The organism is Pedobacter sp. (assembly GCF_965227205.1).
In the GTDB taxonomy this organism is placed as follows: Bacteria; Bacteroidota; Bacteroidia; order Sphingobacteriales; family Sphingobacteriaceae; genus Pedobacter.
Genome location: NZ_OZ245727.1, coordinates 3,325,353 through 3,347,268, shown reverse-complemented (window position 1 = coordinate 3,347,268; position 21,916 = coordinate 3,325,353). Strand labels below are relative to the sequence as shown.

25 protein-coding genes are annotated in these 21,916 nt (G+C 35.0%); 13 read left to right on the top strand and 12 right to left on the bottom strand.

What is annotated here, in order from left to right; all coding sequences use genetic code 11:
• Positions 1 to 46 precede the first annotated feature (46 nt).
• On the bottom strand, positions 47 to 781 hold the full coding sequence (locus ACO05K_RS14345; RefSeq protein WP_421945115.1) for a hypothetical protein: 735 nt from the start codon (positions 779 to 781) through the stop codon (positions 47 to 49).
• Between the two features lie 170 nt (positions 782 to 951).
• Here ACO05K_RS14345 and ACO05K_RS14340 point away from each other — a divergent pair, with 170 nt between their 5' ends.
• The 3 genes from ACO05K_RS14340 (at position 952) to ACO05K_RS14330 (ending at position 3,301) form a co-directional block, all read left to right on the top strand.
• Positions 952 to 1,716: a 5'-nucleotidase, lipoprotein e(P4) family gene (locus tag ACO05K_RS14340; protein ID WP_421945114.1), complete on the top strand. Its 765-nt coding sequence runs from the start codon at positions 952 to 954 to the stop codon at positions 1,714 to 1,716.
• 58 nt (positions 1,717 to 1,774) lie between these two features.
• The gene (locus tag ACO05K_RS14335) at positions 1,775 to 1,993 is read left to right on the top strand and encodes a hypothetical protein (protein WP_421945113.1); all 219 of its coding nucleotides are present in this window, start codon (positions 1,775 to 1,777) and stop codon (positions 1,991 to 1,993) included.
• A 459-nt stretch (positions 1,994 to 2,452) separates the two neighbouring features.
• Entirely contained in the window at positions 2,453 to 3,301 is an 849-nt protein-coding gene (locus ACO05K_RS14330) for a DUF4349 domain-containing protein (RefSeq protein WP_421945112.1), read from the top strand.
• A gap of 165 nt (positions 3,302 to 3,466) precedes the next feature.
• Here ACO05K_RS14330 and ruvC read toward each other — a convergent pair whose 3' ends face one another.
• Positions 3,467 to 4,054: a crossover junction endodeoxyribonuclease RuvC gene (gene ruvC / locus ACO05K_RS14325; RefSeq protein WP_421946298.1), complete on the bottom strand. Its 588-nt coding sequence runs from the start codon at positions 4,052 to 4,054 to the stop codon at positions 3,467 to 3,469.
• A gap of 41 nt (positions 4,055 to 4,095) precedes the next feature.
• Between ruvC and ACO05K_RS14320 the strand changes: the two genes are divergently transcribed.
• From ACO05K_RS14320 to ACO05K_RS14310, 3 genes are read left to right on the top strand one after another with little or no spacing between them, the layout of a single operon-like run.
• Complete coding sequence (locus ACO05K_RS14320; protein ID WP_421945111.1) at positions 4,096 to 5,073, top strand: hypothetical protein; 978 nt, start codon at positions 4,096 to 4,098, stop codon at positions 5,071 to 5,073.
• Positions 5,051 to 6,187: a glycosyltransferase family 2 protein gene (locus ACO05K_RS14315; RefSeq protein WP_421945110.1), complete on the top strand. Its 1,137-nt coding sequence runs from the start codon at positions 5,051 to 5,053 to the stop codon at positions 6,185 to 6,187. Before ACO05K_RS14320 ends, ACO05K_RS14315 begins: the two co-directional genes overlap by 23 nt.
• The gene (locus ACO05K_RS14310) at positions 6,187 to 7,326 is read left to right on the top strand and encodes an ABC transporter permease (protein WP_421945109.1); all 1,140 of its coding nucleotides are present in this window, start codon (positions 6,187 to 6,189) and stop codon (positions 7,324 to 7,326) included. The genes ACO05K_RS14315 and ACO05K_RS14310 overlap by 1 nt, the downstream gene beginning before the upstream one ends.
• Here ACO05K_RS14310 and ACO05K_RS14305 read toward each other — a convergent pair.
• Positions 7,316 to 7,666: a TfoX/Sxy family protein gene (locus ACO05K_RS14305; protein WP_421945108.1), complete on the bottom strand. Its 351-nt coding sequence runs from the start codon at positions 7,664 to 7,666 to the stop codon at positions 7,316 to 7,318. The two genes, ACO05K_RS14310 and ACO05K_RS14305, sit on opposite strands and share 11 nt — an antisense overlap.
• 77 nt (positions 7,667 to 7,743) lie before the next feature.
• Here ACO05K_RS14305 and ACO05K_RS14300 point away from each other — a divergent pair, with 77 nt between their 5' ends.
• The gene (locus tag ACO05K_RS14300) at positions 7,744 to 8,352 is read left to right on the top strand and encodes a ribonuclease HII (RefSeq protein WP_421945107.1); all 609 of its coding nucleotides are present in this window, start codon (positions 7,744 to 7,746) and stop codon (positions 8,350 to 8,352) included.
• A gap of 21 nt (positions 8,353 to 8,373) precedes the next feature.
• Entirely contained in the window at positions 8,374 to 9,576 is a 1,203-nt protein-coding gene (locus tag ACO05K_RS14295; RefSeq protein ID WP_421945106.1) for a glycosyltransferase family 4 protein, read from the top strand.
• A gap of 28 nt (positions 9,577 to 9,604) precedes the next feature.
• On the opposite strand, the gene ACO05K_RS14290 is transcribed toward ACO05K_RS14295, so the two are convergent.
• Both ACO05K_RS14290 and ACO05K_RS14285 read right to left on the bottom strand, forming a co-directional pair.
• The gene (locus ACO05K_RS14290) at positions 9,605 to 9,943 is read right to left on the bottom strand and encodes a hypothetical protein (RefSeq protein ID WP_421945105.1); all 339 of its coding nucleotides are present in this window, start codon (positions 9,941 to 9,943) and stop codon (positions 9,605 to 9,607) included.
• 78 nt (positions 9,944 to 10,021) lie between these two features.
• Positions 10,022 to 10,270 carry a redox-active disulfide protein 2 gene (locus ACO05K_RS14285; RefSeq protein WP_421945104.1) on the bottom strand — a complete coding sequence of 83 codons (249 nt, stop codon included), beginning with the start codon at positions 10,268 to 10,270 and terminating at the stop codon, positions 10,022 to 10,024.
• A 371-nt stretch (positions 10,271 to 10,641) separates the two neighbouring features.
• Between ACO05K_RS14285 and gcvT the strand changes: the two genes are divergently transcribed.
• Positions 10,642 to 11,721, top strand: a complete 1,080-nt coding sequence (gene gcvT / locus ACO05K_RS14280; RefSeq protein WP_421945103.1) for a glycine cleavage system aminomethyltransferase GcvT — start codon at positions 10,642 to 10,644, stop codon at positions 11,719 to 11,721.
• Between the two features lie 72 nt (positions 11,722 to 11,793).
• Entirely contained in the window at positions 11,794 to 12,507 is a 714-nt protein-coding gene (locus tag ACO05K_RS14275) for a 2-phosphosulfolactate phosphatase (protein ID WP_421945102.1), read from the top strand.
• A 116-nt stretch (positions 12,508 to 12,623) separates the two neighbouring features.
• On the opposite strand, the gene ACO05K_RS14270 is transcribed toward ACO05K_RS14275, so the two are convergent.
• Positions 12,624 to 13,433, bottom strand: a complete 810-nt coding sequence (locus ACO05K_RS14270; protein WP_421945101.1) for a patatin-like phospholipase family protein — start codon at positions 13,431 to 13,433, stop codon at positions 12,624 to 12,626.
• 28 nt (positions 13,434 to 13,461) lie between these two features.
• Entirely contained in the window at positions 13,462 to 14,493 is a 1,032-nt protein-coding gene (gene gldB, locus ACO05K_RS14265; protein WP_421945100.1) for a gliding motility lipoprotein GldB, read from the bottom strand.
• Positions 14,494 to 14,519: 26 nt separating this feature from the next.
• On the opposite strand from gldB, the gene ACO05K_RS14260 reads away from it, so the two are divergent.
• The 3 genes from ACO05K_RS14260 to ACO05K_RS14250 all read left to right on the top strand — a co-directional run bounded on the left by ACO05K_RS14260 (position 14,520) and on the right by ACO05K_RS14250 (position 17,621).
• Positions 14,520 to 15,197 carry a porin family protein gene (locus ACO05K_RS14260; protein WP_421945099.1) on the top strand — a complete coding sequence of 226 codons (678 nt, stop codon included), beginning with the start codon at positions 14,520 to 14,522 and terminating at the stop codon, positions 15,195 to 15,197.
• A gap of 14 nt (positions 15,198 to 15,211) precedes the next feature.
• Entirely contained in the window at positions 15,212 to 16,852 is a 1,641-nt protein-coding gene (locus tag ACO05K_RS14255; protein WP_421945098.1) for an NAD+ synthase, read from the top strand.
• 79 nt (positions 16,853 to 16,931) lie between these two features.
• Positions 16,932 to 17,621 carry a response regulator transcription factor gene (locus ACO05K_RS14250; protein ID WP_421945097.1) on the top strand — a complete coding sequence of 230 codons (690 nt, stop codon included), beginning with the start codon at positions 16,932 to 16,934 and terminating at the stop codon, positions 17,619 to 17,621.
• Positions 17,622 to 17,671: 50 nt separating this feature from the next.
• Here the strand turns inward: ACO05K_RS14250 and ACO05K_RS14245 are convergent, their stop codons facing one another.
• The 5 genes from ACO05K_RS14245 to ACO05K_RS14225 all read right to left on the bottom strand — a co-directional run bounded on the left by ACO05K_RS14245 (position 17,672) and on the right by ACO05K_RS14225 (position 21,900).
• Complete coding sequence (locus tag ACO05K_RS14245) at positions 17,672 to 18,088, bottom strand: OsmC family protein (protein ID WP_421945096.1); 417 nt, start codon at positions 18,086 to 18,088, stop codon at positions 17,672 to 17,674.
• A 110-nt stretch (positions 18,089 to 18,198) separates the two neighbouring features.
• Positions 18,199 to 18,720, bottom strand: a complete 522-nt coding sequence (gene lspA, locus ACO05K_RS14240) for a signal peptidase II (protein ID WP_421945095.1) — start codon at positions 18,718 to 18,720, stop codon at positions 18,199 to 18,201.
• A gap of 10 nt (positions 18,721 to 18,730) precedes the next feature.
• The gene (locus ACO05K_RS14235; RefSeq protein WP_421945094.1) at positions 18,731 to 19,213 is read right to left on the bottom strand and encodes a DinB family protein; all 483 of its coding nucleotides are present in this window, start codon (positions 19,211 to 19,213) and stop codon (positions 18,731 to 18,733) included.
• Entirely contained in the window at positions 19,198 to 20,808 is a 1,611-nt protein-coding gene (gene lnt, locus ACO05K_RS14230) for an apolipoprotein N-acyltransferase (RefSeq protein WP_421946297.1), read from the bottom strand. The genes ACO05K_RS14235 and lnt overlap by 16 nt, the downstream gene beginning before the upstream one ends.
• Positions 20,809 to 21,252: 444 nt before the next feature.
• Positions 21,253 to 21,900, bottom strand: a complete 648-nt coding sequence (locus ACO05K_RS14225; RefSeq protein ID WP_421945093.1) for a PH domain-containing protein — start codon at positions 21,898 to 21,900, stop codon at positions 21,253 to 21,255.
• Positions 21,901 to 21,916 lie beyond the last annotated feature (16 nt).

Genomic DNA, 21,916 nt, shown 5'->3' with positions numbered 1-21,916 from the left:
AGGGGACTTTTTCAGTGCCCTCCTTAGTTGAAATGGGTTTTTTTGATTAATAATAAAGGTTCTCTGGATTGATTATTAACCGCAAATATCCTTTCTCAATTTTTTTAATATTTGTGCCATCACCTCGATACACTGATGCATTGAATTTTGCTTCTAACAAATATTTTCCTGATTTTAGTTTTTGAAAGTTTGTGACTTCAAATTTAGATTGGCTTTGTAACTCAGGCTTTAAAAGCGCATGATACGCAAGACTAGAATATCCATTAGTTTGCAAACCATAATTATCTCCAAATAATTCAAAAACAATACCATTTTGCGAATTATTTCTACTAAAATCCATTGCAAATTTACGTTCGCCAATAGAAAATAAATCTAATTTGTCTTTAGGTACAAAAAAGATGGTTTGGTTAGTTTGTGGCTGAGCCTGATTTTTGTTGTATTTTTTTAAAAAAGATATATCTATTCCGTTTCTTCCCTCACCTTCAAAAGGGAAGCCCACTCCAAACATCACTGAATCTTTATCGCTTGAGGTATACTCTTTCTGCTTTACTAACGAATCAAGCTTAACATTTGCTAGTGCATTTCTTAAAGAATTACTCCTGCTTTGTGATTTTCTTAATACCATTTGCTTTCCATCGATAATGTACGAAACGGAATCTTTTAACAGTTCTAATGGATCGGGTTTTTCAATAACAGGTGGTTCAATTCCTGGTCCTTCCTTCTTGCAAGCAGCAAAACAAAGCAAGGCTAAACTTAGCCCTAATAAACTTTTAAATTTCATAGTAATGATTTTATTTGTGTGTACACCAAAACTATTAAAAAGTATTAACTAAAAAGATAGTAATTGTAATAAAAAATCATTTTCAACATACATGTTACTGTAATAACTTTAACCGCTTAAATAGAACAAAGCAACAGATGTTTAATACCTTTGTATTTTAATTTGACAATATGAGAAAATACATCTTTATCATTATAACACTCGTTCCTTTCTTCGTTAAAGCACAATCTTCGGCCAGAGATTACACTAACGCCGTTTTATGGCAGCAAACTTCAGGCGAATACAAAGCATTGTGTTTTCAGGCATATAATTTTGCCCGCTTATCACTTAAAGAAGCTTTGTGGGCAGATACCAGTAAAAAACCAAATTGTGTTATTGTAGATATTGATGAAACCGTTTTAGATAATTCGCCGTTTCAAGGGCACGAAATTAAAAAAGGATTAAGCTATAACCCAACAGATTGGACAGAGTGGACAAACCTTGCAAAAGCAGATACTGTTCCCGGTGCTTTGGCCTTTTTAAAATTTGCAGCCTCGAAAAATATTGAAACTTTTTACCTGAGTAATCGCGATGAAAAGGATTATGCAGCAACTTTAAAAAATCTTCAGGCTTTTGGGTTTCCGTACGCAGATGATGCGCATTTGTTGGTTTCGAAAGGGACTTCAAACAAAGAACCTCGCAGACAAAAAATTGCTGAAACGCATAATATCTTAATGCTCTGCGGCGATAATTTAAGCGATTTCTCTAATATTTTTTATCGTGAAAATAAGAATACTACAGAGCAAGTAAATGCCAACCAAACGCTGTTTGGCGTAAAATATATAGTATTACCAAACCCAATGTATGGCGATTGGGAAAAGCCTTTATATCAAGGTGAAAACCTTAGTGATAAAGACAAAGGAAAACAACGCTTAGAACGATTAAAAAGTTACTAAGTTTATGTAATTATTCAGCAATAAGTATTACTTTTGCAGCATCATAAAAATAAACATTATGGAGAACAACGAATTAAAGCACAATACAGAAAGTATGCAAACGGCTAATCAGCCAGGAATTTATAAATTAATAATTTTTGGTGTACTCGTTTCTATCGTTGGTACTTATCTACGTTTCGCTCACGATTCTTGGCAAATGTCTTTAATCTCATGGATTATTTTATTCATCGGAGCAATTATTGCCATTAAAGGCGTTTTCAAAATTTTAGGTGCATAACACATTTTCTCTCTAAATACAAGAGCCAATTATGTTCGATACATGATTGGCTTTTTTGTTTTTAATCGTTTTATTTTTAGAAAGGCATGTTTCAGATTCGCTTTTGTACCGATAGCCCTGCCATCCGCTTTACTTGCCTCATAAAAATTCGGCTGCGTGTTCGCTCCTGTCAGGTTTAGGTTACTTATGTAAACCTTACTATTTGAGGTTTAGATTCGCCATTCTAAATTTTTGGCCACAAATTTACAGATTAGAGGTCATTTTATAATCTGTAAATCTGTGGCAACTATTCTAACATACCAACACTTGAAAATCTTTAACTGTGGATTGTGATGGGTTACCTAAATCGCTTTTTTGTATAAAGGGAAAAAGACGATTAAACTAACCAAAACGTCGGAAAAAAATCTAATGGCCATTAGATAATATTTTAAAATGATTACAAATTAAAACCATCGAATCATGAAAAGGAATATTATTGCTATTGCCATAATTTTAGGCTTGTTCGGCTGCCAAAATGCTGAAAAGAAATATGAATCTGTTGCATCAACCGATGCTGTAGCTGCCGATAGCGCTTCTGTAGCTAATGCTGAAAATACTGAAAAAATTATAAAGACCGCTGATATGCGGTTTCGGGTTAAAGACGTTCAAAACACGAAAGAGAAACTAAGTAAAGTTATTAAAGCCGAAGGCGGTACTGTTGCTGAATTTTCTATTCAAAGCGTAGTACTGGAAAGTGATAAAGTAAAACAATCTGCAGATTCACTGAAAGAAATTACTTCATATCGTACTGAGGGCTATTTGGTTGCAAAAGTACCTTCAGAAAAACTAGATGAGTTTACCAATACCATTGCTCAAATGTCGGTTTTTGTCCATAATCAATCGCTAAAAATGGACGACCAAAGCATTGCTTATTTAGCTAACAAACTTAAAGCCGAAAACCGAATTGAGGCTGTTGGCAGAATTAATAAATTGGCTACAAAGAAGAGTCCGAATGTAGAAACATCGATGCTAATTAAAGATGATTTGATTGATAAGAAAATAGAAAATATGTTGATTGATAGTAAGGTTAAATACAGCAACATTACACTTAATTTTTATCAGGATAATACTGTAAAAACAATGATTGTGGCGAATGATACTTTATCAGATTATCGTCCTGCTTTTGCAACCCGTTTATGGCTAAATATTGTAAGCGGATGGAGTATTTTTATGGAACTTATTTTAGCGCTAGCAAATTTGTGGATGCTAATTTTGGCAGCTGTTTTGGGCGTATTTGTATTTAAATATTATAGAGCAAGGAGAGTTTAAGTTTAATCCTCACGTCATTGCGAGGTACAGTTTATCCCGAGCATTCGGGAAAGCAATCTTTCTAGCAAAGAGATTGCTTCGTTTCATTAAAATGATTTTTTAAGGAGACCCTGAAAGAATTCAGGGTGACGATTAATCTTTCGGTCGGTGTCTCACCGACCGAAACTATTTCTTAGCTTTCGCAGCTAAACCTTTAACCTTGGTTTTGTTATCACTTACAAAAGATTCCCAGCCAGAATAAGTTTTAGATTTTCCGCTTGTTGATATTTTTTGGAAAGAATGGCAAACTGCAACGGCTAAACCATCAGTTGCATCTAAAAACTCTGGTGTTTCTTTAAAGTTTAGTAAGCGCTGCAACATGGCAGCCACTTGTTCTTTAGTCGCATTTCCGTTTCCGGTAATCGATTGCTTTATTTTACGTGGAGAATATTCGGTTACAGATATATTGCGAGATAACGCTGCTGCAATTGCAGTTCCCTGTGCTCTGCCTAACTTTAAAAGCACCTGAATGTTTTTGCCATAAAAAGGAGCTTCAATCGCCAAAACATCTGGATTATATTGGTCGATTAGTACTACGGTTTTTTCAAAAATGCGTTGAAGTTTAAGAAAAGGATCATCTAAATGAGTCATTTTAACTACGCCCATGCTTAGCAATTCGGTTTTATTTCCTTTTTCCAAAATCACTCCATAACCCATTACCGCTGTACCTGGATCAATCCCCAAAATTACCCTTTCCTTTTTTTCGCTCAACATTACAGCAATATTAAGCATATTTGCAAACTAAAAAGAGCAACTTGACCGCCAGAAATAAAAAAATATTTTCAATATCAGTTAAAACCACAATTGTAATCCTGGCATTTTGGTTTATTTACCATAAGCTGGTAGCTAATGAAAATCTGCAGAATTTTACTCAGCTTTTAAGCGATATTCCACAAGCTCAGATTATTGGCGTAATCGGATTTGTATTTCTACTTATGTTCGTTAACTGGTTTCTGGAGTCTGCAAAGTGGAAATATCTGATGCAAAGAATCGAACAGATTAGCTTTTATAGAGCAATTGAATCTGTTTTCTGCGGATTAACTTTGGCCATTTTTACTCCAAACCGATTAGGAGAATATGGAGGCAGAGTTTTCTTTTTATCGCCTAAAAGGCGAATTGTTGGTGTTGTTGCAATGGCAGTTGGTAACATTGGGCAATTGGTTTTAACAAATATCTTCGGAGCAATCGCCTTAAGTGCATTTATATATCGGTTTATGAATTTAGATTACCGATTATTTTTTGCTATTGAAATTGTAGTCGTAGTTTTTTGTCTGTTTTTTCTGGTATTTTTCTTTAACATCAGGTGGCTAAATGGTATTCTTTTATCTTTTAAAATCACCAGAAAATATAAAAAATTTTACAGCATTTTAGGCCGATACAGAAAGGGCGAATTGTTTAAAATATTAATGTTTTGCCTTGCCAGATATTTTGTGTTTAGTTCGCAATACTTCATTCTTTTTACTTGGCTCATTCCCGGACTTCATTATCTGGATATTGTAATGATGATTTGCATTTTGTTCTTCGTTCAATCTACATTACCATCTTTAGATTTGTTTGATGTAGGCATTAGAAGTGTAACGGCATCATATTTTTTTAGTTTTATTACCAAACAAGATGTGGCTGTAATTGCATGCACAGCTAGTATTTGGCTTATAAATATTATTATTCCTGCTATATTAGGCACATATTTCGTTTTTAAACTCAATTTTTTTGGAAATCCTAAATCTGATTAGTCTATTTTCTGCGCTATTAACCTTAGTTTATTGCTTATTAGTTGTTAGTTTTATTCGGGGATGGCATAAATTAACATACTTTAATCCAACTATTAGAGAACCTAAAACCAAGGTTTCGATAATTGTTGCTGCCCGCGATGAAGAAAATAATATTAGTAAAACAATAGATGATTTAATTGCTCAGGATTATCCAAAGTCTTTAACAGAAATTATCATAATTGATGATCATTCTACCGATAAAACAGCTGAAATTGTATTAAGCTACGCAGATAAAAATGTTAAGCTGATTAAATTAAACGAAGATAAAGCACTAAATTCTTATAAAAAGAAGGCAATTCAAACCGCAATTGGAACCTGTTCTGGAGATTTAATTATTACAACAGACGCAGATTGTAGAATGGGAGAGAAGTGGTTATTAACTATTGTCGCACTTTACGAGGAAAAGGATTATAAAATGATTTCTTCTCCGGTAGGTTATTTCCAGGAAAAAAGTTTATTTGAGCAATTACAATCGTTGGAGTTTTTATACCTGATTGGTTTGGGCGCATCTACAATCGGCAACAAAAAACCTTCTACTTGTAACGGGGCTAATTTGGCTTATGAAAAGGCAACGTTTTATGAAGTTGGTGGTTTTACCGGAATTGATGATTTGGCTTCTGGTGATGATGAATTGTTGCTGCATAAAATTGCAGCGAAGTACCCAAATAACATAGGCTTTTTGAAAAACCATGATGCCATTGTTTACACTCATGCTAAAGAGAATTTAAAATCATTTATTCAACAGCGAAAGCGGTGGGCCTCAAAAAGTACCAGATATAAAAACAAAGGCATTATCGTTTTAGGAGTTTTTGTATGGGTTTTTAACATTAGTATTTTAGCAAACTTTGTTGCTGGCTTATTCCTTCCGGGATATTTGACAATTATGTTTTACCAATTATTAGCTAAAATGATTTTGGAAGGGTTATTTTTATGGGATGTAACAAGTTTTAGCAAAAGGCGCAGCTTACTCGGATTCGTGCCTTTTTTAAGCATTTTACACATTCTGTATATCATATTTATTGGCGTGGCAGGAAACAGCGGAAAATACAATTGGAAAGGAAGAATGGTTAAGTAATGGATAATAGCCCATCGAAAAAAGTTTGGATAAAATTTAGAAGAAATAAGCTTGCTTTAAGCGGCCTTATCTTTATTTTATTATTGATGTTGATGGGCATTTTGGGTTATTTAATTATGCCCGATGATTCTCCAAACGCAAACCATCAAATGGTGCAGATTGCAAAGGAAAAACCTGGAGCCAAATTCACCTTTATGATTGTTGAACATTATCCTCAGGTTGAAAAAGTTGGATTTTTTGAAAGGATGTTAAACGGTCAAAAACCAAACTTTAAAAGTATTCCAATTACATCATACAGAATTGCTGGCGAAACAGTTTTTGCTACTGAGTTTATAGGCGAAGAAAAGGCAACAGAAACTAAATACAGCTTAAAAGATTTATGTCCGAATTGTAAAGTGCCTTCCACGTTAGGAACGGTAGAAATGCTCTTCGAACAGCATAACATCTACCAAAAAACTTTTCTTCTCGGAACAGATATTTATGGTCGGGATTTGTTGAGCCGCTTAATTTTGGGTATTCGTGTTTCACTTTCTGTTGGATTAATTGCGGTATTAATTTCGCTTTTTATTGGGGTAAGTTTAGGTGCAATTGCTGGTTATTTTGGCGGTAAAACCGATGCAGCCATTAGTTGGTTTATGAATGTAGTTTGGTCTCTGCCTTCGCTACTTTTAGTTATTGCCATTTCATTTGCATTGGGTAAGGGTTTTTGGCAAATTTTTATTGCTGTTGGTTTATCAACATGGGTAGATGTAGCCAGATTGGTACGCGGACAAGTAATGGCGCTTAAAGAAGTGGAGTTTGTTGAAGCTGCTAGAGCTTTGGGATTTAGCACTACCAGAACCATTATTAAACATATTCTTCCAAATATTGCCGGGCCAATATTAGTTGTAGCATCAGCAAATTTTGCGTCGGCTATTTTATTAGAAACAGGATTAAGTTTTTTAGGCTTCGGCGCACAACCACCAATGCCAAGTTGGGGTAGTATGATTAAAGAACATTATGGCTACATTATTATGGATGCAGCTTATTTAGCAGTTCTACCGGGTTTAGCAATAATGCTTACGGTTTATGCTTTTAATGTTTTGGCAATCGGCTTACGCGATGCTTTTGATGTTAAAGGGCAAAATGTTAGCGTTTAACTTTTCTCTTCGAAGCTTTGGCAAGCGGATTAAAATCGAGTGCAAGTTTCATCCAGAAGTCTAACTCATCATTACGGTTAAGTACATCTTCAGAAACAAGTATATATCCATTCATTACTTTATTTCCCATTGTCATTTGTTGCCAGCCATCTTTATTATTCAGGCTTTCCAAATCGGAAGGATTTATTCTCAACATTAAATCTTGCTTGGAAACCCCGATGCACATTTTGCCATTAACCATAAAAACCAATCCGCTAAACATTTCTTTTTCTTCAACATCTGGTAAATGCATTAACTTTTCAGCGATTCTTGCGGCTAATGTTTCATTGTATTTCCTCATGATTGATTGTTTAAAACTAATTTAATCAATCCGTACCGGTTAGGCAAAAATTAATCGTTATTCTTTAAATTTGCGTTATGTTATTAAATTGTTATCAGGAAGATTTTTTAGAAGCAGGTTGCGATGAAGCGGGGAGAGGTTGTTTGGCCGGTCCAGTTTTTGCAGCAGCGGTAATTTTGCCAAAAGGTTTCGTGCTGGAAGGCTTAAACGATTCAAAACAATTAACACACGAACAACGCAATTTGCTTCGCCCAATTATTGAAAGAGAAGCATTAGCCTGGGCAGTTGCCTCTTGCGACCATGAAGAAATCGACAAAATTAATATTCTAAACGCTTCTTTTTTAGCAATGCACAGAGCGGTTGAGAAACTTCACACTCGTCCGGGTTATTTGGTAGTTGATGGAAACCGCTTCAAAGCTTATCCTGAAATACCGCACAGTTGCATTATTAAAGGTGATGGAAAGTATTTGAATATTGCCGCGGCCTCTATTTTAGCAAAAACGCATCGCGATGAATTTATGACTAATCTTCACTTAGATTATCCACATTACAATTGGGGCAAAAACAAAGGTTATCCAACTATTGCACATAGAAAAGCGGTGCTGGAAATCGGGCTTTCGCCATTTCACCGTAAAACATTTAATGTTAGCGCACCACAGCTCGAATTGTTTTCAAAAAACGCCTAATTTTCGTATTTTCACAACATTGTGAAAATACTGCTAATTACTAAACGGGTTCCATTTCCGCCAAATAGCGGCTATCCAATTGTGGTTTATAACACCATGAAAGGTTTGCTTCAGCTTGGTGCAGATATTACTTTGTTTAGTTTGAATCCGGCAAATTCAAGAATTGATATTGAAGAAATTACCGGCCCTGTTTTCGAAAAAATAAAATACCACAGTTGCGATTTAGATACTGAAGTAAATGTATGGTCAGCATTTTTTAATATTTTCACCAATGAATCTTATAACGTCTCCCGGTATTATGATGAAGAAGCTGCAAGGATTTTAGAAAATGTACTCCGGGAGAATGTTTTTGATATCATTCAGTTTGAAGGCTTATTTGTGGTGCCTTACCTTGATATTGTTAAAGCGAATAGTAATGCAAAGCTGATTTATCGGGCACATAATATCGAATTTACCATGTGGGAACGACTTTCTCATTCTGAAAGTTTCCTTATCCGAAGAAAGTATCTGGCATTTTTAGCGCAACGCTTAAAAGCATACGAAACAGAACAAATTAATCGATTTCACCATATTTTTGCCATTAGTGAACCAGACAGGCAAAGCATTTTAATGTTTGGTTGTGAAATACCAATGTCGGTCTTTCCGGTGGCGATAGATTTAGAAAAATATAAAATCGATAACAGTAAAACCAGTTTTCCAACACTTTTTCATTTAGGGGCAATGGATTGGCGTCCAAACCAGGAAGGTTTAGAATGGTTTTTGGATGATATTTGGCCGGATATTGAAAAGTTAAATAAAGATTTACGCTTTTACATTGCCGGAAAAAATATGCAGAAGCATTTTTTTGAATACGACTCTGATAATCTGATTGTAGAAGGCGAGGTTTTTGATGCTGTAGAATTTATGAATTCGAAGGCCATTATGATTGTGCCTTTAATTTCAGGAACGGGAATGCGGGTGAAAATTATTGAAGGTATGGCGATGAAGAAATGCATTATTGCAACGCCAACAGCTGCCGAAGGTATAAATTGCAGGCATGGGCATGATATTTTAATCGCAAATTCTGCCGATGAATTTTACCGTTCTATTCTCCAATGTATCATTAACCCAAAAAGATGGTTGGAAATTGGTGATAATGCCCGTAAAACCGTCGAAAACGAACATGGCGTTCATTTGGTTGCGGGTAATATGCTCAAAGTTTACGAGCAGCTTTTAGCTAGTTAAAGCTACTCATAAACTTTTCTAAATGATTTTAATCCCATAAGCCAGTAGCTGCAAGTGCTAAAATTAAACTCAACCATAAGGAAACACAAAAAAGCACAGCGAACAAAACGTTAAATGCTGTTTTTTTCCAGCCATATAATTGCATAAAATTATTTATTAGCGAATAAATAGCACCTCCGCAAAAACCAGTAAAGGTAACGCTGACTGCAGATAGTATTGCCCAAAACCCAAATTTGGTTTCAGATGCTAGAATTAAAAATAGTATAAAGCTAACGCTAAGCATAAGCGCTAGGCTTCCACCTTTTAATGCGTACTTAAGCATTGTTTTTTGTGAAGTATTCTGGGTAAATTGTTTTTGGTTAGTCATAACTCTTGTTTTTAAAGTGCTTTGAAATACAAAGTAAGTGTATAAAAATTTACAAACCAAATTTTATCTATAAAAAAATTATAAGGCATTTCTTGAATTCAACTCTTTTTTAATTTCCTTTAAATTGCTGAAGTTTATAATTACGATAGGTAAGAGCGCTATAGGAACAACAGATAATGCAGAAAAACCTTTTTTAAATGCTGTAATAATATTAATTACAAATAAAACACCAAGCATTCCGGCGAGCATTGCAGTAATTACTTTGATTGATTTTTCATTTTTAATCAATTCTTCTGTGCTCATTTCACTGTATTTTGTTGCTTTCATGGTTTAATTTTTTCAGATTTAAATGAAGCCCTTAAATTATAAAATATGTTTTGGAATTTAGTAATTGAAAATCTTGAGGGGAACAGGCTTTATTATTTATGCATAGGTTTTTGTTAAATAAACCCGATAGTAGTGGAAATGCTTTTTTAATTGCAGCAACTTCGTTCCTCCGAATGACAAGAAGGTTAAAAAAGATTGGAACGAATAGCGGGGCTAAAGTACCTATGAAACGCTTACATACATTTCCAAATCCCGATAAAATTTTACCCAAAACATTCCCTTTTTCTTAGTAGTTTTGCCGCAAGAATAAACATACGGAGCGGTTAAAGTTAAAATTAAGTCGCTTTAGAAATAAATAACACATTCTAACAATGAAAAATACCGCTTTAACAGAAAAACACATCTCATTAGGTGCTAAAATGGTTCCGTTTGCAGGCTACAATATGCCGGTAACTTACGAGGGAATAAACGCAGAACATGCTACCGTTCGTGGCAGTGTTGGTGTTTTTGATGTGAGCCACATGGGAGAATTTATTTTAAAAGGCGAAAATGCTTTAGATTTAATTCAACGTGTTACCAGTAACGATGCATCGAAACTTTACGATGGTAAGGTGCAATATTCTTGCCTTCCGAACAAGGATGGCGGTATTGTAGATGACCTTTTGGTTTACCGCATAGATGAAAAAACGTATATGCTGGTTGTAAATGCATCGAACATAGAAAAAGATTGGAACTGGATTCAACAGTTTAATGATAAAGCGGTTGAAATGCATAATATTTCTGATAAAACTTCTTTGTTAGCCATTCAAGGTCCGAAAGCTGCAGATGCTTTGCAGAGTTTAACTGAAGTTGATTTAGCTTCTATGGAGTATTATACTTTTGTTAAAGGCACTTTTGCAGGTGTAGAAAATGTTGTGATTTCTGCAACTGGTTACACTGGAGCAGGAGGTTTTGAGATTTATTTTGATAACGAACACGCTGATAAAATCTGGAATGCAATCTTTGAAGCTGGTGCGCCGAACAATATTAAACCAATTGGCTTGGGTGCCCGTGATACTTTGCGTTTAGAAATGGGTTTCTGTTTATACGGGAATGATATTGATGATACTACTTCACCGTTAGAAGCTGGTTTGGGTTGGATTACTAAATTTTCTAAAAACTTCACAAATTCTGAGGCTTTACAGGCTCAAAAAGAAGCAGGTATTCAAAAGAAATTGGTTGGTTTTGAAATGATTGATAGAGGAATTCCTCGCCATGATTATGAAATTGCTGATGCGGAAGGAAACATAATCGGTAAGGTTACTTCTGGTACGCAAGCTCCATCTTTACAAAAAGCAATTGGTATGGGTTATGTTGCCAAAGATTTCGCTAAAGAAGGAACTGAAATTTTTATTAATATCCGCAACACGCCAATTAAAGCTAAAGTTGTTAAGTTTCCTTTTTATAAATAGATATAAGTAGTTAGTATCAAGTATCAAGATGATTGTCTTGCTACTTGATACTTTGTACTCGATACTCAGAATATGTCGAAAAAAATTGAAGTTTGTTTAACGCCTGCCCTGATTGATTTATACGATATTGAACAGAGTATTGTGGTTGTTATTGATATTTTAAGGGCAACCTCTTCTTTAACTTATGGGATAGAAAATGGTGCTGAAGCCATTATTCCGGTCGCAAATGTTGAGGATTGCTTAACTTTTGCTGATAAGGGTTATTTATTAGCAGCTGAGCGTAATGGTGAGGTTGTTGCAGGCTACGATTTTGGAAATTCGCCATTCTCTTACACAAAAGAAAAAGTTGAAGGTAAAACTATTGTGCTAACCACAACTAATGGAACTAAAGCACTTCATTTGGCTAATAAAAGAGCATATCAGGTTGTGATTGGTTCTTTTTTAAATCTTGATTCGCTTTGTGAGTATTTGGCAAGCCAAGACAAAAATGTTTTATTGCTTTGTGCAGGCTGGAAAGACCAATTTAATTTAGAAGATACTTTATTTGCAGGTGCTGTTGTAAATAAATTGCGTAAAAACTTCGAACATTTTGATGATTCGAGCGTTGCTGCTGAAGATTTATATTTATTAGCTAAAGATGATTTGCGAAAATATCTACATAAATCGTCGCACAGCCATCGTTTAGCACAGCTGAATATAGAAGAAGATGTTGTATTCTGTTTGCAATTGAATGTTTGCACAGCGATTCCTGTTTTAGAAGGAGAGCGACTGGTTAAGTTGAAGTAGAGGATTATCTGTTTATAACGAAGTAATCAATGAATCTTTATCAATTACAAAGATTTAGCTTCGCTGAGCACTGCGTGGTTTTCGGCTTCGCTCGAAATGACGGATATACTTAAGTTTTACTTCGTTATCAATTCCCTAATTGTAGGTGTTTTTTTAATAACGTTTAAAGCCTCTTCATGGGCTAACCAATAAATATCTTCAGCACGTTTCATATCGAAGGTGCTAATGGCGCCTAAACCTTTTGGTTCTATAACTACGTTGCAGAATTTTGCCTTACGCTCCATATCATGGTTTATAGACATCAATCCGGCCCGACCAAGCAAATTGGTTATTCCCGTAATTTTATCAACTGCCTTTAAATGATTACAAGATGAACCAATAATAAAATCACATTCATTCATTAAAGGTTCAACCGGAAAGTTATTTAAAATTCCACCATCAACGTACATTTGTCCATCAATCATAATTGGTTTAAAAATACCCGGAATACAGCTCGATGCATGAATGGCTCTGATTAGGGGCCCTTTAGTGAAATAAACTAATTTGCCTTCGCTAAAATTAACAGCAGCAATGGTTAACGGAATTTTGAGTTTCTCAATTGAATCTTCAGGGAAATATTCTTTTAAAATTTGTGAGGTGTTTTCAATATTTATTAAACCAAGTGAACCAACAGCAGGACGAACAAAACGCCATAATTTTGTTTTAAGGAAGATATTCAAACCTTCTTCGGGGTCGATACCTGCCGCAAAAAATGCTCCTGCAATTGCACCTGCGCTTGTACCACTGATGTGGCTGAAAGTTATCCCAAGATTACTGAAGGCTTTTAATATTCCTAAATGGGCAATTCCTCTAATTCCACCTCCTGATAAAACTATACCTACTTTCTTTGGTTTTTTAGGTTCTTGGATGTTTGGTTGATTCGTCATTAGTTCATAGATAATTTTCAATCAAAACTTACTTCCTTTTCGGTTTGTATTTCGATTGATTCAATATTTTCTGTGCATCGTTTTCTGCCATAAGCTGTTTTAAAGTAACATCTGGATGCGTTTCCATATATTTCTTTACAATTTGCCACCCTGTAAAAACACCAAGTTTTGGAGCAGAATCTCTGTTCTCGCCCAAGCCAGGTGTAAAAGGTCCTTCGGATAGAAAAACTTGTATTTTATGGTAATCTGTTTCATATAGAAAATTGTTTTCCAAAAAATATGCCCAAATATCTGTTTCAAAATTTTGTGCCCATCCTAATTGGTCTTTTGTATAGCCAATTTTTATCGAGTCGGGTATATTTTCTGGTAAAACCTGATCTAAGAAATATAAAATTTTACCTTGGAAAATCATTTTTGATAATAAAGTTCTATCTCCATCAGGTTCCTGAAAAAGTTCTTCGTGGGCATAAGTCTCTGCCACACGAGGTACAATATATTCCGGTGTAAATCTCTTCGATAAATAAAGCGGAACACTTTTAACTATGGCAGTATAAAATTTACTGTCCTTCCCTAAAAACATATCCAAACCTATGCCTAAATAATTATCGCCAACTGGCATTTGATATGCAAAACCCGATACAAACGAAACGATTTTAGGAATTTTTGCCTTCGGATAATAATATTTGATGTATTTAAAGGTTTCAGTCAAACCTTCTTCCTGCGCTTTTAAATTCAGGAAAACGCTATCTACTTCGTTCGTTAAATCTGTGTAGGCTTTATCATTATATAAATTGTAAAGAGATTCGGTATTTGAATACCTGCTATCCAGAATTTTATGAAGGAAATCATCATAAAAAACGCCATATTTTGTATTTAACTTTTTATCGGTTGCAGTAACATCATTTGCTTTTCCTGAGTAAAGGTCTTTATCAAAACGCTCAATCTTAATATCAAGTTTTATATTGCTAACATCCGGTCGATTACCTTGCTTACAGGAAATAAATACTAAGGCAAACAGAAAAATTAGATAAATTTGCTGGTGTTTTACGTTATACTTCATTATAGACAAATATAAACACATAAGGTATGAAAAGAATAACGACCGTTTTACTTTTATCATTTTTAAGTTTTGCTGCTTTAGCTCAAAATTTTGGTGGCCCAAATTATGGTTTCAGACTAGGTTTAACTGCAACGCCAACAATTGGCTGGATAAAACCAGAACAGGGTAAAACCAACGGTGTAGGTTTAGGATTTTCATACGGTATTATGGGCGATTTTAATTTTGCACCGAATTATAGTTTTTCTACGGCATTAACCATTACAACAATTAATGGAAAAAGTACCGAGGTTAATGTAAATCCGTATCATATATCTAGTAGTAGTGCAGGAATACCTGTTACGTACGATTTAAGATATAAAATGCAATACATCGAGATTCCACTTACAATTAAGCTTAAAACTTTAAAAGAAGATGGCAAAAGATGGTACGGGCAATTCGGTTTATCAAATGCGTTTAACATTAGTGCCAAACAAGATGCTGTTAGAAATAACGTAAACGTAGGCGACAATCAAAATATTTCTGATTTTTCAAGGTTCTACCGTGCCGGATTAGTTATTGGCGGCGGTGGCGAGTTCGATATTTCTGGAAATACCAGCGTACTTGCCGGCTTAACTTTTAATAATGGTTTTACTAACATTGTAAAAGATGGGAGTCGCGAAAGCAGAAACCATTACCTTGCATTAAACTTTGGCATATTCTTTTAAATTTTTTACATTACATGAAAATAGCTCTAGCTCAACTTAATTACCACATTGGAAATTTCGAGGCCAATACCGAAAAAATCATCAGCAATATTAAAGCCGCTAAAAGTAAAGGTGCAGATTTGGTGGTTTTTGCAGAATTGGCGATTTGTGGTTATCCGCCACGCGATTTTTTAGAATTTGATGAGTTTATATCGCTTTGCGAAAAATCGGCTTTAACAATTGCTGAGCATTGCCAAGATATTGCCTGTATAGTTGGTTTGCCGGTTAAAAATGATGTCTTGCAAGGGAAAGATTTGTTTAACGCAGCCTATTTTATAGAAAACGGAAAGGTAAAAGCTGTAACAAAAAAGGCTTTGCTACCAACTTACGATGTTTTTGATGAATACCGTTATTTTGAACCTGCTACGAAGTTTCAGTGTATCGATTTTAAAGGAAAAAAGATTGCTTTAACCATATGTGAAGATTTATGGAACATTAATGATAATCCATTATACGTTTCTATTCCAATGGATGAATTGATAAAAGAGCAGCCAGATGTTATGATAAATATTGCCGCTTCTCCATTTTCTTACACGCATGATGATGAACGTATAAAGGTACTTTCTGATAATGCTAAGAAATATAACCTGCCTGTATTTTATGTTAATCAGGTTGGTGCTCAAACTGAAATTATTTTTGATGGCGGTTCTTTAGTGTTTGATTCAGAAGGCGCTACAAAAGCAGAAATGAAATATTTTGAGGAGGATTTGCAAGTTTTCGATTTAGATGAAATAGAAAATGTAAAGAACAAATATCCGGCAGCACCACGCTTAACAGATATTGAGCAAATTCACGACGCCTTGGTTTTAGGTATTAAAGATTACTTTCAAAAATCGGGTTTTAGCAAAGCAGTTTTAGGTTTATCTGGCGGTATTGATTCTGCCGTTGTTTGCGCTTTAGCATGCAGAGCACTTGGCGCAGAAAACGTAATGGCTGTGTTAATGCCATCTAAATTTTCATCTGATCACTCTGTTCAAGATGCCTTAGATTTGGTTGAAAATATTGGCTGTATGCACGAAATTATCCCGATAAAAGATGCTGCTGAAGCATTTGATAATATGCTTGCTCCAGCGTTTAAAAGTTTGCCTTTTAACTTAACAGAAGAAAATATTCAGGCCCGTATCCGTGGAATTATAAATATGGCGATGAGTAATAAATTCGGCTATATTTTGCTAAACACATCAAACAAAAGCGAGTGTGCTGTTGGTTATGGTACACTTTATGGCGATATGTGTGGCGCTATTGGGGTAATTGGCGATGTGTACAAAACCCAGGTTTTTCAACTGGCGAGATACATAAATACCGAAAAGGAAATTATTCCGGTTAATACGATTGTAAAACCACCTTCAGCAGAATTAAGACCAGACCAGAAGGACTCTGATTCGTTACCTGATTACGATTTGTTAGATAAAGTTTTATATCAACACATCGAATTAAAACAAGGCTCGAAGGCTCTTATTGCTCAGGGATATGATGAAGCTTTAGTTACCAGGATACTTAAAATGGTTAATGTTGCAGAGTTTAAACGATACCAAACCCCGCCAATTTTAAGGGTTTCTCCAAAAGCATTTGGAATGGGCAGGCGAATGCCAATTGTTGGGAAGTATTTGAGTTAGCATAATAAATTTGAGAACATATGGGGCTATCTACTTAATTTTAAGTATTTTGCATGGATAATCCCAACCTCTCAAATTAATGTTAAGCTACTACAAACCTATTCTTACTGCGGAAATGCTGAGTCTTTTAGATGAGCATGCAGAATCATTTGAACATTTACCCGGTGCTGTTATCGTTCACGAAACCCTAAATTGGGAAGTAGCATACATGAACAGATTAGGCCTAAGTCAATTACAATTGAGCTTGGAAGAAGTTTGTAAACTTAGTAGTGCAGAGTACTATTTTAATTATTTTAATCCTGAAGATGCTAAAGATTACGTGCCAAAAATTATCTCATTCATGGAGAGAAATAAGCATGATGAAACACTCAGTTATTATCAGCAGCTAAAATTTCCTGGTACAAAAGGATGGAGATGGCATTTATCGAGTACAAAAATTTTTTTTAGGGATAATAACGGGGTACCGCTTTTATCTTTAACCATTTCAATACCAATTGATGCGATGCATCATCTGGCTTCTAAGGCGGATAGATTGCTCGAAGAAAATAATTTTTTAAGAAATAATTATAGCAGTTTTTCTAAACTCAGTAAGCGTGAAAAAACCATTTTGAGAGAAATGGCTTTGGGTAAAAGTTCTATCGAAATTGCGAACGAATTGCACATTTCTCCAACAACTGTTGATACGCATAGAAGAAATATTCGTGATAAACTTAATACCAAATCGTTTTTCGAGATTTCGAATTACGCAAGAGCATTCGATTTAATATAAACCTGTCGAAACTGAGTAGAAAAGTTTCGACAAGTTCTACATACAATTCCTTATGCTAAAGTTGCATCAACAGTAATTGTTGTATTTAATAATTTTGAAATCGGGCAATTTTTTTCTGCATCTGCAACCAATTCATCAAATTTCTCCTGTGTAATATCAGGAATAGAAGCGGTTAAAGTTAAATGAGATTCAACAATTTCTCCTTTTGATGGATCTAAATTGATTTCGCATTTAGTTTCTAATTTATCGGCAGTAAAACCGGCTTCGCCTAAGTTTGCAGAAAGTTTCATTGTAAAACAGCCTGCATGTGCTGCAGCGATTAATTCTTCAGGGTTTGTACCAACACCTTCTGCAAAACGCGAATTGAACGAATATTGAGTGTTGCTTAAAGTTGTACTTTGCGTAGTAATATTACCAGCGCCTTCTTTAATAGAACCTTGCCAAACGGCAGTAGCATTTCTTTTCATCTTACTTAATTTTGAGTTGATTTTAGTTTGTTAACACATAAAGATAATTATATGTTTGTTTATAAAATGAAATTAAATATTAAGGAATTGAGTTATTGATGTTTTGAAAATTATTCTGATTCGCTTGAACGAGGTTGATGATTGCTCAACCTCACCATTAACGATTGTATTAACAAAATACCAACTCCAATCATAATAGAAATATCGGCAAAGTTGAAAACCCCGGTTTGGAATATTTTAAAATCTAGGTGCATAAAATCCGTTACCGAACCATATACAATTCTATCATACAGATTACCAGTACCGCCGCCAATTAAAAAGCATAAAGCAATTTGAAAGCTTAACGGGAGATTGGTTTTGTTGTAAAGATAGAAGATTCCGTAACCTAAGAATAGTAAAGGTAAACCTGTTAAAATGATTAACCTGAATATGTAAGGCATTTGGTCGCCCAGACTTAAAAAAGCCCCACTATTTTCTACTTTAGTTAAAGTGAAAGTATCTTTTATGATGGTAATGTGTTCGTATTCGCTTATGTTATTTCTGGCAATATTTTTCGAAACCTGATCGCAACCTATGTTTAATAAGAGTAATAAGGTTATAAGAATTAATCTAACTGTGTGTCTTGATTTCATAAAATGGTTCTTAACGAATAATATCAGCATCAACAGGAATATAACCCAAATGCCTGCTTAACGACATGATTTGTCCTTTGTGATGAAATTCATGTGTAATTGTGTGCGTAAATAACCTCAATGGAGTGAGTTGCAATGTTTCTCCATCTCGGTAAATCTTAATTTCGATTTGATAATCTGATTCAAACTTGTGCAAATAGGTGTTAACAAATTCATCAATCTGATGGAAATAACCGATGCAATCCTGAATATTTTTATATTCAGAAAAAGATTTAAAATCATGTTTTAGCTTGAGCGCTCTTACACCAATCCACGCCGCATATGTATCGCAAATGTGTACTAAAAGGTTTCTTATAGAACCACGACCAAAGCTGCTGTTTTCGGCTACAAAGTTTTCAATACTCATCGTTTTAATATATTCAATTATGGTATTTCTCGAATATAGAACGTTATCGTACTGAGCCGAAAGTATATTTCTTACTTCTTTACCCATTTTCTGTATGGAATAATTAAGGCTAAAATAAAAGCAGCTACACAAAGTAATTTGGCAATTACATCACCACTTTTTACGTAAAAAGTAATTTCATCATTTAAATTAATATCTGCTTTAATTGCGGTTCTGGTCCACCATTTTGTGTTTTGAGTAATATCACCTCGTTGGTTTATAAAACAAGAAATCCCTGTATTCGCAGAGCGTGCAACATCTCTACGCGTTTCTATGGCTCTTAATCTGGCATACATTTCATGTTGAGATTTTCCTGATGTATTTCCCCACCAACCATCATTTGTAATAATTGCAATGAATTGGGCACCATCTTTTACTTGCTTTCCAATCCAATCGCCCCACAGGCTTTCATAACAAACTACAGGAGCTGCTCCAATTCCGCTTTGCGCATAAAGCACACTAGGTTCTTCCTGCCATCCCCATCCACCTACAGCACCGCCAAGTTGGGCAAATACGCCATCCAAAAATGAAAATACTTTAGGGAAAGGCATTTTTTCAACTCCCGGAACGAGTTTAGATTTGTGGTAAAACTGAACATTTGCAGAATTTTCTACCTGCATAGCCGAATTGAAATTATCATAAAACATTCCATCTCTGGGTTTTGCAGAAAGTGTTCTTTTATCTGGATACCATTTAATCGATTCTATTCCGGTAATAAGTGTTCCGTTTTTATATTTACCTAAGAAGCTTTGAAGGCTCAGAAGTGTTTGCGAATTATGAATCCTGTCTTCATCATCGTAAGTTGGTAAAGCTGTTTCTGGCCAAATAAAATACTCGGTATTACTTTGTGCAATGGAATCAGATAAGTGAGTTAAAATTTGAAGCTGTTCATTGGCAGAAATGCTTTCGAATTTTTGATAAGGATCTATATTCGGTTGTACCACAACTACGTTACTAGGTGTTCCGGCTTGCTCGTAGTTAAAATACTTAGTTAGAGATATAGCTATCGGAATCAGTACAACCAAGCCCCAAATTCCTAATGCTCGGTATTTCAAATATCCGCTTTGCGATTTTAATTTTTTATAAGCTTCAAATGCTAAAATATTGCTAAGTAAAATCCAGAGTGAGCCACCATAAATTCCTGTGCTATCATACCATTGCGCCAGTTGGTGCATGCCTGCCAAACCGTTTCCTAAAGTCATCCATGGGAAAGCTAAATCCCAGGTTTGCTGCAAATATTCTAAACCAATGTAAAAAGAAATCAACCCGAAATAAGCTATTTTTTGACTTGTGTACTTGCTTAATCTGTAAAACAACCAAAAGGCAAAAGTCATTAATAATGCGCCTAAACCAAAAGGAATAAGCGAAATAGGAATGGCTATGATTTCTCCGTTATAAGCACTAATTGCATTATAAACCCAGTAAATTGAAGCTGAGTTCCAAATCAGGAAAGTTAATCCAGCGGTTAAAAATATCGCTCTTCCGCGTTTTTTTATTTCCCTTTTGGATATATCTTCAAGCGCAATAAATAATGGAGCTAGGGCAATTAACAACAATGGCGTTGTAAATGGTACTGGTGGCCATGCAAGCCATAATAGAAATGCGCTTAGTAGGGCGAGGAGATAGTTTTGTCTGGATTTCATATTTCGGCTTATTTTTATGCCGTTAATTTTTACGCTCATAATGCTGAATTTTGTATAAAATCAATATCAGCGACATTTCATAGCAGATTTATTTTCTGCGTATTGTAATTCCCCTCTTTCAGAGGGGTGCCCGCAGGGCGGGGTGTTTATGTGTCTTAGCCAGACAGGCTTCTTTCTTTTGACAACAAAAGAAAGAAAATTGCCGGCTGAAAATTTTTGTATTAAAGTCAGTAGTTCGGCTTTGACACTGCATCCCCAATCCCGTACGTACGGGATGTTAGGCCGGTTTAAAGCAAAACGGAGGGTTTCTACTTAGGCCTTGCTAGATGGAAACATATCATTACTAGCTTAATTAAACATTAATTCAATTACAATATAAGCTTGTCGAATATTGTTGTTATACGTTTCGACAAGCTCAACGTGACAGTACTGGAAAATCTTGTTCTACAAACTATCTAAAATATTTGCTTTTTTGGCTTCGTATTCTTCTTGCGTAATTAAATGCTTATCGTACAAAGTTTTAAGCTTACGCAGTTTCAAAGTGGTTTCGTCTTCTGGTTCTTCAACAACCTCAGCAATTTCTATAACTGGTTTTTCAACTTCTACTGCCGGAATATCTACAAAAGATTGTGGCGGTGCCGATAGACTAACTGAAGCAGCAGTAGCACGATTCTCTTCTAATTTTTGCTGTCTAACTAACTCTTTAAAAGCTTCTAACTGTTCAGTTGCTGCCTGATGTAATTTTCTTGCCTGTACTTTCGGAATAAATTCAGTTACAATATTTTCGCCATGCTGCGGTACACAAATAAATTTCGAACCGAAAAATTCTTCTTTAAAAGAAACTTCTTTAATGCTTTTCCACGAAATATCCTTGAAATTCATGGTAAGTCCGAGGTTGCCTGGCTCGCAGTAAAAAATTCTTTTATTTGAAACCGCAATACTATCTGGAAGAAGATTAACAGCTGGTTTTTTTTGAACTGCCAGATATAAAATTTCTTCGCCGGTTGTTAAAAGATCATTCAATTTTCCAACAACCTTTTCAACAGCTTTTGGATCTTGTTCGTCACTTAAAAATCTATCTATACTAATCATTTTTTTAATATTAATT

What these genes read in the sequence shown, in the direction of transcription:
- ACO05K_RS14260 (WP_421945099.1), top strand. Translation starts at nt 14,520, where the DNA reads ATGAAAAGAATAACGACCGTTTTACTTTTATCATTTTTAAGTTTTGCT.
- ACO05K_RS14250 (WP_421945097.1), top strand. Translation starts at nt 16,932, where the DNA reads ATGTTAAGCTACTACAAACCTATTCTTACTGCGGAAATGCTGAGTCTT.
- ACO05K_RS14305 (WP_421945108.1), bottom strand. Translation starts at nt 7,666, where the DNA reads ATGAGGAAATACAATGAAACATTAGCCGCAAGAATCGCTGAAAAGTTA.
- ACO05K_RS14335 (WP_421945113.1), top strand. Translation starts at nt 1,775, where the DNA reads ATGGAGAACAACGAATTAAAGCACAATACAGAAAGTATGCAAACGGCT.
- ACO05K_RS14330 (WP_421945112.1), top strand. Translation starts at nt 2,453, where the DNA reads ATGAAAAGGAATATTATTGCTATTGCCATAATTTTAGGCTTGTTCGGC.
- ACO05K_RS14345 (WP_421945115.1), bottom strand. Translation starts at nt 781, where the DNA reads ATGAAATTTAAAAGTTTATTAGGGCTAAGTTTAGCCTTGCTTTGTTTT.
- gldB (WP_421945100.1), bottom strand. Translation starts at nt 14,493, where the DNA reads ATGAAGTATAACGTAAAACACCAGCAAATTTATCTAATTTTTCTGTTT.
- ACO05K_RS14245 (WP_421945096.1), bottom strand. Translation starts at nt 18,088, where the DNA reads ATGAAAAGAAATGCTACTGCCGTTTGGCAAGGTTCTATTAAAGAAGGC.
- lnt (WP_421946297.1), bottom strand. Translation starts at nt 20,808, where the DNA reads ATGAAATCCAGACAAAACTATCTCCTCGCCCTACTAAGCGCATTTCTA.
- ACO05K_RS14285 (WP_421945104.1), bottom strand. Translation starts at nt 10,270, where the DNA reads ATGAAAGCAACAAAATACAGTGAAATGAGCACAGAAGAATTGATTAAA.
- ACO05K_RS14275 (WP_421945102.1), top strand. Translation starts at nt 11,794, where the DNA reads ATGTCGAAAAAAATTGAAGTTTGTTTAACGCCTGCCCTGATTGATTTA.
- ACO05K_RS14235 (WP_421945094.1), bottom strand. Translation starts at nt 19,213, where the DNA reads ATGGGTAAAGAAGTAAGAAATATACTTTCGGCTCAGTACGATAACGTT.
- ACO05K_RS14340 (WP_421945114.1), top strand. Translation starts at nt 952, where the DNA reads ATGAGAAAATACATCTTTATCATTATAACACTCGTTCCTTTCTTCGTT.
- gcvT (WP_421945103.1), top strand. Translation starts at nt 10,642, where the DNA reads ATGAAAAATACCGCTTTAACAGAAAAACACATCTCATTAGGTGCTAAA.
- ruvC (WP_421946298.1), bottom strand. Translation starts at nt 4,054, where the DNA reads ATGTTGAGCGAAAAAAAGGAAAGGGTAATTTTGGGGATTGATCCAGGT.
- ACO05K_RS14300 (WP_421945107.1), top strand. Translation starts at nt 7,744, where the DNA reads ATGTTATTAAATTGTTATCAGGAAGATTTTTTAGAAGCAGGTTGCGAT.
- ACO05K_RS14310 (WP_421945109.1), top strand. Translation starts at nt 6,187, where the DNA reads ATGGATAATAGCCCATCGAAAAAAGTTTGGATAAAATTTAGAAGAAAT.
- lspA (WP_421945095.1), bottom strand. Translation starts at nt 18,720, where the DNA reads ATGAAATCAAGACACACAGTTAGATTAATTCTTATAACCTTATTACTC.
- ACO05K_RS14255 (WP_421945098.1), top strand. Translation starts at nt 15,212, where the DNA reads ATGAAAATAGCTCTAGCTCAACTTAATTACCACATTGGAAATTTCGAG.
- ACO05K_RS14270 (WP_421945101.1), bottom strand. Translation starts at nt 13,433, where the DNA reads ATGACGAATCAACCAAACATCCAAGAACCTAAAAAACCAAAGAAAGTA.
- ACO05K_RS14290 (WP_421945105.1), bottom strand. Translation starts at nt 9,943, where the DNA reads ATGACTAACCAAAAACAATTTACCCAGAATACTTCACAAAAAACAATG.
- ACO05K_RS14225 (WP_421945093.1), bottom strand. Translation starts at nt 21,900, where the DNA reads ATGATTAGTATAGATAGATTTTTAAGTGACGAACAAGATCCAAAAGCT.